Raw genomic sequence first — 13,609 nt, 5'->3', positions numbered from 1 at the left:
TTATCAGCTAAAATATCAAACTCAGCACCGTGGAGAAGGCACGTAAAATATCGCTTTCCAGGCCGAATATCGGACCGAGCGTTACCGCGCGAAGCGGCGGTATGAAAAACAACAGCAAAATAATATAGAAAAACCATTGCTCGTACTGCTTCATTCGCAGGGCCAGCGACCTTGGGAGAACGTCCTCCAATATCCGATAGCCGTCAAGCGGAGGAAACGGCAGCAAGTTCAGGATAAACAAGAAAATATTCAAACGAATCAAATATTCGAAGAATAATTTCACCGCATCCACGATGCCCTTGCTCGACTGGTCGATCCAATGGAACTCGAAGATCATTGCATAAATCAATAAGCTGATAAAGGCCAAAACGAGATTGCTGAACGGCCCCGCAAAGGATACGGCAATCCCCATCCCTCTCGGATTTTTAAAGCGGGAGCGGTTGACGAGCACAGGCTTCGCCCAACCGATGCCGACCAGGAGGAAAAAAATCATACCCAGTACGTCCAAATGGACTCGCGGGTTTAAAGTGACCCGCCCCATGGAACGAGGTGTAGGGTCACCGAACCGGTCGGCCAGATAGGCATGGGCAAATTCATGAACGGAAAAGCTCAGCATCAGCACCAGAAACACGAACGGCAAATGCTCGAGCGGATAAGCTAAGAACGAGTTCCAATCCATAGCTTCACCGTCCTATGGCTTGACAGCCACGATGACGACCCAATCCTGGTCCTCATTATGGTGCGAAATCTTGAAGCCGGCCGCGACGAGCGCATCCTCCACGAGCTGCTGCTTGCTCTGGATGACACCGGAGACAATGTAGCGGCCGCCCGACTCAAGCACGTCATATACATCCTTAATGAACAGAAGGATGATCTCAGCAAGAATATTCGCCACGACGACCTTCACCGGCAGCTTCACGCCAAGCGCACCGGCCTGCTCTCCGCCGCTTTCGCTGTCGCGGAATACCTGCAGCAGGTCGCTCAGTCTTACCGTAATGCGGTCCGACATGCCGTTCAAACGGATATTCTCGGTCGCACTGGAAACGGCCACCGGATCGAGATCAACGGCAAGCACGTGTCTGGCGCCCAGCTTTGCAGCGGCAATGGCCAAAATACCGGAGCCTGTCCCCACATCGATGACATCCTCTCCGCCCTGAAGCTCCTGTTCCAGTGTTTTCAAGCATAGCGACGTGGTGGCATGCGTACCGGTTCCGAAAGCCATTCCGGGGTCAAGCTCAAGAATAAGCTCCTCAGGGGACGGTGTATACTCTTCCCAGGTCGGCTTAATGGTCAGGCGTTCGGTAATACGAATCGGTTTAAAATATTGCTTCCAGGCATTCGCCCAATCCTCGTCATCAACCTCTTGAAGCTCATAGGCAGGATTGCCGGTATCAATATCATACTCGGAAAGCTCATCAACCCTGACCTTCAGCTCCGAGAGGATGGACTCCATCTCCGTTCCCTCGGAGAAATATCCTTTAATGACCGCACGCCCTTCCGGAATATCGTTCAGCGGCGTTTCGTACCATTGGCCTAAGGATGTGTCCCTCTTCTTATTGAGTGTCCCGGATTCCTCTATCGACACGCCTCCGGCTCCAAGCTCGTGTATAAAGTTCGAGATCATTTCGATCGCTTCTTCTGTCGTATGTACGGTAATTTCATGCCAGCGCAATGGGTATGCCCTCCTAATCCTTCAGTCATGCTTCTTTAAGCACATAATTCCCAGTATACAATAAAGGCATACCAGATACAACGAAAGAACCCCCTCCGACCGGGAAGGGGGTATTGAAGCTTACAGGCTGCCGCCTGCGTCCTGAATCACACGAACTGCTTGCTCATACACGGATTCATCGACAGACGCCGTGAGAAGCGTGTCCTTAAGCGAATTATCTGACGGATCCGTACGGTAAAAGTTATAGTCGCCGCCCGCTGCAAGTCCGCTCGCTTCGGGAGATGCGGCCATTAGGACGCGTGCATCCTGATTCGTCGATTCGGAGCCTAAGGTCAAGTAAGGAAGTCCCGGAAAATCGCTCGTCAATGGATTGATCGTCTCGCCGACGCCGTTCCCGGGAACCTCGCCGAATTTGCTCACGGATACGCCGGTGGCGCGCAGCGCCTCCAGCTTCCTTACGGCGCGATCTGCCTCCGAGCTGGAATGAAAATATGCCATAATACTGCGTTCTGCCATTGCTCTAGCCTCCCTGCTGATTTACTGCTGCTGTCTGGCATCCGCCTGATCGCCGCGTTCAGCCGCCTCCATATCATCGGCATCCGCGAGCTCAGCGGAAAATTCCACGTCTTCGTTCTTTGCGATAGGCAATTGACGGCTTCTTTCGTTCTGCTGCTTCTTGTTCGCCATGGTTCATCTTCCTCCCATTCAATTTAATTCGGCCTATACTGCTTCTATTGTCCGCAAAACCTGCTTGAATATGCAATGTAAAAAAGACACCCAGCTCCCTCCCGGGGATGCATGAGTGTCTTCGAATGGGCTTAGTCGCCCAAAAACGCTTTTTTCATTCGTTCGAAAATCGATTGGTTTTGCTCGTGCGTGTGCTCTCCGTTCAGCTTGGAGAATTCGCGGAGCAGCTCCTTTTGCTCGTCGTTCAGATTGGTCGGCGTGACGACAACCACCTTGACATGCTGATCTCCTTGTCCGTAGCCGCGGAGTCTTGGAACTCCCTTGCCCTTCAAACGGAAATACGTATCCGTCTGTGTTCCGGCAGGGATCTTCAGCTTCACTTTTTCCGTTAAGGTAGGAATCTCGATCTCGTCGCCAAGCGCAGCCTGTGCGAAGGTCAACGGAACCTCGCAATAGATGTCATCGCCTTCCCGCTCGAAAAATTCGTGTGCCTTCACGCGAATCACGACATACAGATCCCCTGGAGGACCCCCGCGTGTTCCTGCTTCCCCTTCACCGGACACTCGGAGCTGAGCTCCGTCATCCACGCCTGCCGGAATGTTCAGGCTGATGGTGCGCTGCTTCTTCACTTTGCCCGTTCCGTGGCACGTATTACACTTATCTTTAATGATTTGGCCTTGTCCGTTACAAGCGGAACAAACGCGGCGGTTCACAATGCGGCCGAAAGCGGTGTTCTGAACGACCTCTTGCTGACCGGACCCGTGACAAACGCCGCAAGTCTCCGGCTTCGTCCCCGGCTTTGCGCCGTTGCCGTGACAAGTCTCGCACGTTTCCGTACGAGGAATAGTAATTTCCATCTTTTTGCCGAAAACCGCTTCCTTGAACTCGATCTGGAGCGTGTATTGCAGGTCGCTGCCGCGCTGCGGAGCATTCGGATTTCGTCTCCCTCCGCCCTGACCGCCGAAGAACATGTCGAACAGATCCCCGAAGCCGCCGCCGAAGTCGGCGCCGCCAAAGCCCCCGCCGCCCATGCCCTGATTCGGGTCTACGTGCCCGTATCTGTCATAGGTTGCCTTCTTCTGGTCGTCGCTCAGGACATCGTAAGCTTCCTTCGCTTCCTTGAACTTTGCTTCGGCATCAGCCGCTTTATTGACATCCGGGTGGTACTGGCGGGCCATCTTCCGATAGGCCTTCTTGATATCCTCCTGCGAGGCGTCCTTATCCAGTCCCAGCACCTCGTAATAATCGCGTTTACTCATGGTTTTTCCTTCTCACTCCCCGCCTGAAAAACATCCCCACAGCTCTGATTATAAACCGACAAACGGAAAGTCAAAGCACGGACAAGTCCGGCTTTGACTTCACTCGCTGCTCTTACTTCTTATCGTCAACGACCTCGTAGTCCGCATCCACTACGTTGTCTTTTCCTTTAGCCTGACCTTCCGGACCGCCGGCATCAGCGCCGCCCTGAGCTTGCTGCGCTTGCTCATACAGCTTCACGGAGAGTGCCTGCACCACTTGCGTCAGCTCTTCGGTAGCCTTTTGGATTTCCTCGAGGTTGTCGCCTTCGAGAGCTTTCTTTACTTTTTCCTTCGCTTCTTCGGCTTTGGCCACTTCGCCGGCATCCGCCTTATCGCCAAGATCCTTGATTGTCTTGTCAACGGAGTACACCAGCTGATCCGCCTGGTTGCGAGCTTCTACCAGCTCTTTACGCTTGCGGTCTTCTTCAGCGTGAGCTTCAGCGTCCTTCATCATTTGATCGATTTCGGCATCGCTCAAGCCGCTTGAAGAAGTAATCGTGATCTTCTGGCTCTTGCCAGTGCCCTTATCCAAAGCGGATACATTCACGATACCGTTGGCATCGATATCGAAGGTAACCTCGATTTGCGGAATGCCGCGCGGCGCCGGCGGAATATCGCCCAGAATGAAACGTCCCAGCGTTTTGTTGCCGTTTGCCATGGCGCGTTCGCCTTGAAGCACGTGAATTTCTACGCTTGGCTGATTATCCGCATACGTAGTGAACACTTGCGACTTGGTTGTAGGGATTGTCGTGTTGCGCTCGATCATTTTCGTGAACACGCCGCCAGCGGTTTCGATACCGAGGGACAGCGGAGTTACGTCGAGCAATACCACGTCTTTCACATCACCGGTAAGCACCCCGGCTTGAACCGCAGCACCGAGCGCTACAACTTCATCAGGGTTAACGCCCTTGTGAGGCTCTTTGCCGATCAGCTTCTTAACGGCTTCTTGTACGGCAGGAATCCGTGTGGAACCGCCGACAAGCACAACTTTGTCGATTTGGTTGGCCGACAGACCTGCATCGCTCAAAGCTTGGCGAGTAGGTCCCATGGTGCGCTCAACCAGGCCCGAAGACAGCTCTTCGAATTTCGCACGAGTCAGGTTGACTTCCAAGTGCTGAGGTACGCCGTCTACAACGGTAATGAACGGCAGGGAGATCGTTGTCGTCAGAACGCCGGACAATTCTTTCTTCGCCTTCTCCGCCGCATCCTTCAGACGCTGAACCGCCGCTTTGTCTTTAGCAAGGTCAACGCCGTGCTCCTTCTTGAATTCCGCAGCCAGGAAGTCGATGATCACTTGGTCGAAGTCATCGCCGCCAAGCTTGTTGTCACCGCTGGTTGCTTTTACTTCGAAGAAGCCGTCGCCGAGCTCCAGGATCGACACGTCGAACGTACCGCCCCCGAGGTCGTACACAAGAATCGTTTGATCTTCGGTTTTCTCCAGACCATAAGCAAGCGCTGCAGCCGTCGGCTCGTTTACGATACGCAATACTTCCAGACCGGCAATTTTACCTGCATCCTTAGTTGCTTGACGCTGGCTGTCGTTAAAGTAAGCCGGGACCGTAATAACGGCTTGGGTTACTGTAGTGCCAAGGTATGCTTCTGCATCAGCCTTCAGCTTCTGCAGGATCATTGCGGAAATTTCCTGCGGCGAATACTCTTTGCCGTCGATGTTTTCCTTGTGGTTCGTGCCCATGTGGCGCTTGATCGAAATGATCGTGCGGTCCGGGTTGGTGATCGCTTGACGCTTCGCCGTTTCTCCGACGATCCGCTCGCCGTCCTTCTTAAAGCCTACTACGGATGGAGTGGTGCGGTTTCCTTCCGCGTTAGGAATAACTACAGCCTCGCCGCCTTCCATAACGGCAACGCAAGAGTTCGTTGTACCTAAGTCAATACCGATTACTTTACTCATGCTATGGTAGCCTCCTTTAAATGGATCCTTCGATCTTGATTGGAATCATATGCTGCAGATTTAGTGCATTAAGAGCTAACCTTAACCATGGCCGGGCGAAGCACCTTGTCCTTGAGCATGTAACCCTTCTGGACCTCTTCTACCACGATGCCCTCCTCATGCTCCTCGGATTCCACCTGCATAATCGCTTGGTGATACTCCGGATTGAAAGGAGTCCCAACGGTCTCCATCGCCTGCAAGCCCTCGCTTGTGAGCACTTGTTCCAGTTGACGGAAAATCATATTAACGCCCTTGGCGAGCGATTCAAAGTCATTGTTATCCTTGCTGGCTGCGAGCGCGCGTTCGAAATTGTCTACCACAGGAAGCAGCTGCTCGATCAGCTTCAGGGAAGCGTACTTTGCAAATTCTTCCTTCTCCTTCTGCGTGCGTCTTCTGAAGTTATCAAAATCCGCTTGCGTACGAAGGAAGCGCTGGTAGTTCTCCTCTGCCGCTTTCTTAGCCTGCTCCAGCTCAGGATGGCCTTCGGATCCGGCTGCATCCGCTGCTTTTGTCTGTTCAGCATCAGTCTCTTCGGCAGCGTATGTAGCTTCAGCAGCTTGGTTCTCCTCAGCCTGGTGACTCTTGTTTTGCTCTTGTTCTTGTTCTTGATTCTTTTGTTCCGTATTCAATTGTGTGTCACCTCCTTATCCTAATCCGGTTTCTCATCTATTAGTGCATGGTTATACTGCCTATTCCTCTGAACGCGGGCCGCGCATTTTGATAACCGTATGAATCCGCAGCACGGCGGACGCTACCTCTCCTGCCGCTTGCAGTGCATGAAGCTTCACCAAAGCAGGATCGACCACACCATGCTCCATCATATCAATAATTGCCCCTGTATCGCAATCGACGGCCAAGCTGTCCCGTCCGGAGCTGATTTGCGCCGCTTTGACCTCCTCGACCTTCTCCAGCGGGTTGTAGCCCGCATTGACGACGATCTGCGCGAGCGGCTTCCGCAGCGCCCCCGCTACGGCGGCGAAGCCGAAGCCCTCCATGCCCTGCACCGTCTCGCGCCGACGCTCGACTTCGTGCGCAGCGGCCATTTCGGCGGCCCCGCCGCCGGGCAACACCCCGCCGCGCAGCGCAGCCTGCACGCTCGAAGCCGCGTCGCGCGCGATGCGCAGGCGCTCGCCGACAATCTCGCTCGTGCTGGCGCCCACGACGATCGTCACCTGCGCCCGGCCCTTGCCTTCGGCCAGGCGGACGCATTCGAGCCGCTCGTCGTAGCCGACGTGCCCGGCGGTGCCGATCGAGCCTGCGAGCTCCGCCGCAGGCTTCAGCAGCCCGCTGCGGCGGATCGGCCGCGCGCCCGTGTATTCGGCTAAGCGCCGGAGCTCCGCCCGAGGCAGCCGCTGCACGACCATGATGCCATGGTCGGTGCAGAACTGCTCCGCCTCGGGGTCGACGCCGCGCTCTGCCGCGATAAAGCCCACGCGAAGCTCGAGGAGCTTCCCAAGCGTAGCCCGGAACTGCTCGCGAAGCTGCGTCTGCCGGCGGAAGCCCGCTTCAGTCATGAGCGCTTCCTCATCGACCGATTCCGGCTCGAACGCATCCTGAAGCAGCAGCACCTGCGCCGCGGCCGGCGGAAAGTCAAGCTGGGCGTTGACCGGCTTCTTCTGAAGCAGCAAGCCGGGCCATACCTCGCTCCGGCCTTTACCGCTGGACATAACGACCTCCGCGAAGCGGAAATGCTCCTCCAGCAGCCTTGCCGTTCCCAGTCGCTTGGCTCCTTCCAGGACGAGACCGGCCAGATCCGCATGCTCTCTCCCGGCGATATAGGCGATTCGGTACAGCAGCGGATCCTCCAGACCTTCAATCGGTCTGCTGCGCTTCTGCAAGCTCTGCAGCGCCGTATCGATGCCCTCCTGCACCCCTCTCACGACTTTGGCGACGGGAACGCCTCGAGTCACCTGGGCGACGCCTTCCGCGACCAAGGCTCCGGCCAAAACCGTTGCCGTAGTGGTGCCGTCCCCCACTTGCTCCTGCTGCGATCTCGCCACCTGGATGAGAAGGCGGGCGGCCGGGTGGTTGACCTCCATTTTGTCCAAAATGGTCACGCCATCGTTGGTGATAATGACTTCGCCGAGCGCGCCTACGAGCATGGTGTCGAGGCCCTTGGGCCCGAGCGTCCCCTCAACGGCAGAGCAAATCGCACGAATCGCCGTTGCGTTATTGCGCAGTGTGCCGTAAGCGTCCTCCGCCTCCGGACCGTTCGATTTCAATTGACTCATTTGTACCATCGCTCCATCGCCACGGTCAAATCCTTCGTAAAGTGCTCCAGCAGCTTGATGACCTTAGCATAATCCATCCGTGTCGGCCCGAGGATCCCTATCGTCCCCAGCGGCTGACCGTCAACCGAATACGAAGCGGTAATCAAGCTGCAATCGTTAATGGCTTCAAGCTCGTTTTCGCTGCCGATGCGAACCTGGATACCCGAGCCGGTCTCGTTGACCCCGGAGAACAGCCTTACGATCTTCGGCGTTTCGGAGAGTAGATCGAGGATGGTCTTCACCTTATCCACGTCCTTGAACTCCGGCTGCGTCAGCATGTTCGTCGTGCCGCCCAAGTAAATGCGTTCCTCTTCTCCGCGATCCATCACGCCATTCAGCATCATGAGCAATTCTTCATAGCCGGAGACGTAGCTTCGCATTTCTTCGGCAATTTCCGTGTACAGGCTCGATTTAAAATGAAGCAACGGCACATTCTTCATTCGGGCATTGAGAATGTTGACGAATTTCTCGATCTCGGACATCTGAATGCCTTCCGGTATCGTCACCGTCTTGTTCTCCACTTGCCCGGTGTTGGTTACAATAATGGCAACAGCCGTACGGTCTGTGAGCGGTACGATCTGCAGGTGCTTCAGCGTCGTTCCGAACACCTCGGGACCGAGAACGATCGATGTATAATTGGTCAGGCTGGAGAGCATCATCGCGGTTTGCTGCACGACACGCTCCATCTCCTGCATTTTCTCTGCAAAAAATTGCTTGAGCAGATCCACCTCATGATTCGGCAGATGGCCGTAGGTCAAGAGATGATCGACATAATAACGGTATCCTTTATGGGATGGAATTCGGCCTGCCGACGTATGCGGCTGCTCGAGGTAGCCCATCTCCTCCAGATCGGACATCTCGTTACGGATTGTGGCGGGACTAAACCCAACATTGCCGCGCTTCGAAATGCTGCGCGAGCCGACAGGCTCTGCTGAACGGATATAATCATCTACGATGGCACTGAGAATCTGGCGCTGACGATCGGTTAACAATGCAGTTCCACCTCCGCGAGTTTTATTGGTTGTGTCGGTTGGCAACGGTTCAGTGCTAGTTGCCTCCGGCCGCTCTTGAGATTAGGTTCCATGAACTTACCTGTCGGTAAGAACCTAATCTCAAAGGCGGCACGTAAACTCTCTGGCAACTACACTGACCTGCGCCAAATACACGAACCAAGAAAAGGAGGATTCCACCTCCATAAAAGACAAGGCATGCTCGATTGCCTATGGCACCGAGCCGGCAGAAGGAAATAACGGACTTTCGAGCCCTTATTAGACTCGAATGTACCATGACGAACGGAATAACAGTTTCTTAGGGTGTTATTCTGGGGAAACCTCCTCAAAAATCACCCATATGCACTTGTATAGCCAAAATAAGGCTTTTAAAATCTCTTATTTACTATATAACACAAAATAAGCAAGGAATAAGACCCTAAAAAGCTCTTATTCACTATTCACTTCAGTGAACGTCACTCCCGGGTCTCTGGCCCGCATCGTTAGCACTCCACTTAGATGAGTGCTAACCTAAAATAAAAATAACAGACCCGAAGGTCTGTGTCAAGTCAATCGAGCCGTTTCAGAACGGCGATTTCGTCGCAGCAATGCTGCTTTTTACAGTGGATGCAATCGCGCCAAACCTTTTCCGGGAAGATCTCCTTCTGCACGACGGTGAAGCCGTTCCGTTCGAAGAAAGCCACTTCATATGTAAGCGCCATGACCTTCGGAATTTGCTGCTCCCGCGCTTCCTCCACGAGGAAGTTGACCAGCGCTTTGCCGATGCCCTGACCCTTGTGTCCTTCCGTTACGCCAAGCGATCGAATCTCGACCAGATCCTGTCCGAGCCTGGTCAAGGCACCGCAGCCGACCAGCTCCTGCTCTATTTCAGCTACCACAAAGGTCTCGATCTGCTCAAGCAGCGTTTCCCGTGACCGCGGCAGCATAATGCCTTGCTCGGCATAGCCCTGAATAATATTGTATAAAGTATCCACATCCTGCTGATTTGCTCTTCTGCAGGTGACCGTCGCTTGCATAGCGGATCCCACCCATCAAGTATAATACAAATACATATGAATAAATATACAACATTACGCATAAAAAATTCAATCATTATTTTTGCTCGACAGCACCTAAAAATTCGCCGAACACTTCGTTTCCAAGCCAGATTCCCTGCTCACTCAATCGATACCCGTTTTCGGTCGCTACCAGAAGTCGTTTTTCCTGTAATCGGTCCAATACCGACCCGAACACTACCTCCGGCAGGCGCCCGAATTGAGCGGCAAAATCCGAGCTCTTCACGCCGCGAAGCAGCCGGAGGCCGACCATCATAAAATCCTCCATCGCTTCTTCCTCGGACACTTCATTGCACTCGAGCTGAGGCAAACGTTCCTTCGTCGCGTCGATGTACGGCTGTACACCCTTAATGTTGACATGGCGTCTTCCGTAGGTGTAGCCATGCGCTCCGGCACCGATGCCATAGTAGCTCTGGTTGCGCCAGTACATGCTGTTGTGTCGGCTCTCATAGCCGGGCTTTGCAAAATTGCTGATCTCATACTGCTCGTAGCCCGCCTCCCGCAGCGTTTCCATAATGAGCTGGAACATCTTTTGCTCCTCTTCCTCCTCCGGAAGCGGCAGCTGGCCCCGTTCGTATAACGCGTGGAACAGCGTATTTTCCTCTACCTTCAGGCTGTAAATGGAGTAGTGCTTCAAATCGAACGCCAGCGCTTCCTTCAGCGTGGAGCGCATGACCTCCGCCGTCTGCTTCGGCAGGCCGAACATCAAGTCGATCGACATGTTCGTAAAGCCGATCTTCGCCGCATTTTCCAGACTCCGATACACATCGTCGGTATTATGAATCCGTCCGATCTCTTCCAATAGCTTGTTATCGAAGGATTGTACCCCAAAGCTGATGCGGTTTACGCCGCCTTCCTTCATCGCCTGAAGCTTTTCCAGATCCGTTGTCCCCGGATTCGCCTCCATGCTGAACTCCAGGTCGCCCGACCACTGCGGAAAGTAGCTTTTCACCCGGCGCAGGAAGCTCTCCATCTGATCCGGCAGCAATACCGTCGGAGTTCCCCCGCCGACAAAAATCGTTTCGATCTCCCCTGGCGGCACCGCCCGAACGGTACGCTCCATTTCCCGCTCCAGCGCATCCAGGTAATCCATAACCGGCTGCCCCTTCAGCACATAGGAATTGAAGTCGCAATAGTGGCATTTATTTGTGCAAAACGGAATATGCAGATAAACCGCTTTCGGTGTTTGATGACGCTGCATCATGACTTACACACATCCTTTACTATAATCACGAGAAACCCGATTGGTGCCTTTCTCTTTATATCGGCATCCCGAATCCCGCATGGAAGTGGAAAAAGCAGGTGCTCCCCTTCCGCAAGACTTCGCGTGCAAAAGGATTCCGGCAGCACCTGCTTCTCTATTTACATGTTCTATTCGTCGATTTTCAGAACGGCCATGAACGCTTCCTGCGGAACCTCCACGCTGCCGACCTGCTTCATGCGCTTCTTCCCTTCCTTCTGCTTCTCAAGAAGCTTCCGTTTCCGGGAAATATCGCCGCCGTAACATTTGGCAAGTACGTTCTTGCGCATGGCCTTGACGGTTTCGCGCGCAATAACCTTCTGCCCGATCGCCGCTTGGATCGGCACCTCGAACATTTGGCGGGGAATCAGCTCGCGGAGCTTCTCGCAAATAATGCGTCCGCGATTGTAGGCACGATCCCGGTGCACAATGAACGATAAGGCGTCTACCTGCTCGTTGTTCAGCAGAATGTCCATTTTGACAAGATTGGACTGCTTGTAACCCGTCAGCTCGTAGTCAAAGGAAGCATAGCCCTTCGTACCCGACTTCAACTGGTCGAAGAAATCATACACGATTTCAGACAGCGGGATTTCGTAGGTGAGCGTGACACGTGTCGTGTCCAGGTACTCCATGTTCACATACTCTCCGCGTTTGTTCTGGCACAGCTCCATGATGGTGCCTACGTAGTCGTTCGGAACGATAATGGAGGCCTTCACATAAGGCTCCTCTACGAACTCGATCTTGCCCGGCTCCGGGAACAAGGACGGATTCTCAATGCTGAGCACCGTACCGTTCGTCTGGGTCACACGGAACACCACGCTCGGTGCCGTCGTAATCAGCGGAATATTGAATTCACGCTCGATACGCTCCTGGATGACGTCCATGTGCAGGAGACCGAGGAAGCCGCATCGGAAGCCAAAGCCTAGCGCCGTCGACGTTTCCGGCTCGAAGGAGAGCGAGGCGTCGTTCAGCTGCAGCTTCTCAAGCGCTTCACGCAGATCGTTGTAATCGCTGGTTTCGATCGGATATAGTCCGCAGAATACCATCGGATTGATCTTCCGGTAACCCGGCAGCGGCTCCGCTGTAGGATTCTTCGCATCGGTAACCGTATCCCCGACACGTGTGTCGCCGACGTTCTTAATCCCCGCCACGATGAAGCCTACGTCGCCGATTTCCAAGGAATCCACGATACTCATGCGCGGCTTGAAAGCACCGACTTCAATAACCTCAAAGTCTTTGTCCGTCGCCATGAACTTGATTTTGGAGCCAGCCTTGATCGATCCGTCCACAACCCGCACATATACGATAACCCCTTTATAAGGATCGTAATGCGAGTCGAAAATGAGGGCCTTCAGCGGCTTGTCCGAGGCTCCGGTCGGAGCCGGAACCTTCTGGACAACCTGTTCCAGAATCTCTTTAATTCCGATACCCGCCTTCGCGGAAGCAAGCACGGCGTCGCTGGCGTCCAGTCCGATCACATCCTCGACCTCCTGCTTCACCCGTTCTGGGTCTGCGCTGGGAAGATCGATCTTGTTAATGACGGGCAAAATTTCAAGGTTGTTATCGAGCGCCAAGTACACGTTTGCAAGCGTCTGCGCCTCAATCCCCTGCGCCGCATCGACAACCAGCAAAGCGCCTTCACAAGCGGCCAGGCTTCGGGATACCTCGTAAGTGAAGTCGACGTGTCCCGGGGTATCGATCAGATTCAAAATATATTCTTCGCCGTCATCGGCTTTATAGTTCAAACGTACAGCCTGCAGCTTAATTGTGATGCCGCGTTCCCGCTCCAGATCCATCTGGTCGAGCACCTGTTCCTGCATCTCCCGTGAGGTCAATGCCCCGGTATACTCAAGAATGCGGTCCGCCAGCGTTGATTTCCCGTGGTCAATATGAGCAATAATACAAAAATTTCTGATCTTCTTCTGTCTTGCTTGGATATCCATGTCGGCAAACCTCACTAACCTGCAAATTGTCAATACTTTTCATTATAGCAGTTGTGAGGTTCCTCATCAATGGATACCCGACCCACACATTAACTAAGCACCGCCTCGAACAGCTTGATAAAGGCACGAATACCGTTATAGGCCATAATTTGCAGTAAATCTCCCGTCTTATTACCGATCCGGTTTACTCCCGTGTCTACCTCGAGCTCCGTACGCTCTTGGGGCTTGGACGCAGCCGCGGGCGGACTGCCGGCCGTCTTCGCAGGCGCCGCTGCTTTGGCCCCTGCGGCAGGTGCGGCGCTGTACGCTTTCGCTTCTGCAGCAGCAGGGGACTTGCCCCCGCTGCCGGATGCGGCGCTCACAGTAGACCCTTGAATCCGCTCGGTCCCTTTTGTCGCCATATCTACGCCGAAGAAGACGCAGAAGGCCAGACCGATCGCGAGCAAAAGCATTTTCATCCAGCTTCCCTTCCCCATAACGCTTATC

The 13,609-nt window shown here is 54.1% G+C and carries 13 protein-coding genes; all 13 read right to left on the bottom strand.

Annotated elements, in window-relative coordinates:
* Positions 1 to 7: 7 nt before the first annotated feature.
* Positions 8 to 679, bottom strand: coding sequence for a site-2 protease family protein (locus QMO62_RS03195; RefSeq protein ID WP_284638674.1), 672 nt, complete (start codon positions 677 to 679; stop codon positions 8 to 10).
* A 12-nt stretch (positions 680 to 691) separates the two neighbouring features.
* Complete coding sequence (prmA, locus tag QMO62_RS03190; protein WP_284638673.1) at positions 692 to 1,672, bottom strand: 50S ribosomal protein L11 methyltransferase; 981 nt, start codon at positions 1,670 to 1,672, stop codon at positions 692 to 694.
* A 120-nt stretch (positions 1,673 to 1,792) separates the two neighbouring features.
* On the bottom strand, positions 1,793 to 2,188 hold the full coding sequence (locus QMO62_RS03185; RefSeq protein ID WP_284638672.1) for a hypothetical protein: 396 nt from the start codon (positions 2,186 to 2,188) through the stop codon (positions 1,793 to 1,795).
* 21 nt (positions 2,189 to 2,209) lie between these two features.
* Entirely contained in the window at positions 2,210 to 2,359 is a 150-nt protein-coding gene (locus QMO62_RS03180; RefSeq protein WP_284638671.1) for a YfhD family protein, read from the bottom strand.
* A 131-nt stretch (positions 2,360 to 2,490) separates the two neighbouring features.
* Positions 2,491 to 3,618 (bottom strand): molecular chaperone DnaJ, encoded by a 1,128-nt coding sequence (dnaJ, locus tag QMO62_RS03175; RefSeq protein ID WP_284638670.1) that lies wholly within the window; start codon positions 3,616 to 3,618, stop codon positions 2,491 to 2,493.
* 112 nt (positions 3,619 to 3,730) lie between these two features.
* Entirely contained in the window at positions 3,731 to 5,566 is a 1,836-nt protein-coding gene (gene dnaK / locus QMO62_RS03170; protein ID WP_284638669.1) for a molecular chaperone DnaK, read from the bottom strand.
* 68 nt (positions 5,567 to 5,634) lie between these two features.
* Positions 5,635 to 6,234, bottom strand: a complete 600-nt coding sequence (gene grpE, locus QMO62_RS03165) for a nucleotide exchange factor GrpE (RefSeq protein ID WP_284638668.1) — start codon at positions 6,232 to 6,234, stop codon at positions 5,635 to 5,637.
* Positions 6,235 to 6,294: 60 nt separating this feature from the next.
* A complete protein-coding gene (locus QMO62_RS03160; RefSeq protein WP_284638667.1) occupies positions 6,295 to 7,836 on the bottom strand; it encodes a TCP-1/cpn60 chaperonin family protein in 1,542 nt (513 codons plus the stop codon).
* On the bottom strand, positions 7,833 to 8,867 hold the full coding sequence (gene hrcA / locus QMO62_RS03155; protein ID WP_284638666.1) for a heat-inducible transcriptional repressor HrcA: 1,035 nt from the start codon (positions 8,865 to 8,867) through the stop codon (positions 7,833 to 7,835). The genes QMO62_RS03160 and hrcA overlap by 4 nt, the downstream gene beginning before the upstream one ends.
* A 566-nt stretch (positions 8,868 to 9,433) precedes the next feature.
* Positions 9,434 to 9,901, bottom strand: coding sequence for an N-acetyltransferase (locus tag QMO62_RS03150; RefSeq protein ID WP_284638665.1), 468 nt, complete (start codon positions 9,899 to 9,901; stop codon positions 9,434 to 9,436).
* A 76-nt stretch (positions 9,902 to 9,977) separates the two neighbouring features.
* Positions 9,978 to 11,144 (bottom strand): radical SAM family heme chaperone HemW, encoded by a 1,167-nt coding sequence (hemW, locus tag QMO62_RS03145; protein ID WP_284638664.1) that lies wholly within the window; start codon positions 11,142 to 11,144, stop codon positions 9,978 to 9,980.
* Positions 11,145 to 11,311: 167 nt separating this feature from the next.
* On the bottom strand, positions 11,312 to 13,123 hold the full coding sequence (lepA, locus tag QMO62_RS03140) for a translation elongation factor 4 (RefSeq protein ID WP_284638663.1): 1,812 nt from the start codon (positions 13,121 to 13,123) through the stop codon (positions 11,312 to 11,314).
* Between the two features lie 89 nt (positions 13,124 to 13,212).
* Entirely contained in the window at positions 13,213 to 13,599 is a 387-nt protein-coding gene (locus QMO62_RS03135) for a hypothetical protein (protein ID WP_284638662.1), read from the bottom strand.
* Between the last annotated feature and the right edge of the window lie 10 nt (positions 13,600 to 13,609).

This window comes from Paenibacillus silviterrae (assembly GCF_030167925.1).
Lineage (GTDB): Bacteria > Bacillota > Bacilli > Paenibacillales > NBRC-103111 > Paenibacillus_G > Paenibacillus_G silviterrae.
This window is presented reverse-complemented; position numbering and strand designations above follow the sequence as displayed.

What these genes read in the sequence shown, in the direction of transcription:
- QMO62_RS03195 (WP_284638674.1), bottom strand. Translation starts at nt 679, where the DNA reads ATGGATTGGAACTCGTTCTTAGCTTATCCGCTCGAGCATTTGCCGTTC.
- QMO62_RS03185 (WP_284638672.1), bottom strand. Translation starts at nt 2,188, where the DNA reads ATGGCAGAACGCAGTATTATGGCATATTTTCATTCCAGCTCGGAGGCA.
- QMO62_RS03180 (WP_284638671.1), bottom strand. Translation starts at nt 2,359, where the DNA reads ATGGCGAACAAGAAGCAGCAGAACGAAAGAAGCCGTCAATTGCCTATC.
- dnaJ (WP_284638670.1), bottom strand. Translation starts at nt 3,618, where the DNA reads ATGAGTAAACGCGATTATTACGAGGTGCTGGGACTGGATAAGGACGCC.
- dnaK (WP_284638669.1), bottom strand. Translation starts at nt 5,566, where the DNA reads ATGAGTAAAGTAATCGGTATTGACTTAGGTACAACGAACTCTTGCGTT.
- QMO62_RS03160 (WP_284638667.1), bottom strand. Translation starts at nt 7,836, where the DNA reads ATGAGTCAATTGAAATCGAACGGTCCGGAGGCGGAGGACGCTTACGGC.
- QMO62_RS03150 (WP_284638665.1), bottom strand. Translation starts at nt 9,901, where the DNA reads ATGCAAGCGACGGTCACCTGCAGAAGAGCAAATCAGCAGGATGTGGAT.
- hemW (WP_284638664.1), bottom strand. Translation starts at nt 11,144, where the DNA reads ATGATGCAGCGTCATCAAACACCGAAAGCGGTTTATCTGCATATTCCG.
- lepA (WP_284638663.1), bottom strand. Translation starts at nt 13,123, where the DNA reads ATGGATATCCAAGCAAGACAGAAGAAGATCAGAAATTTTTGTATTATT.
- QMO62_RS03135 (WP_284638662.1), bottom strand. Translation starts at nt 13,599, where the DNA reads ATGGGGAAGGGAAGCTGGATGAAAATGCTTTTGCTCGCGATCGGTCTG.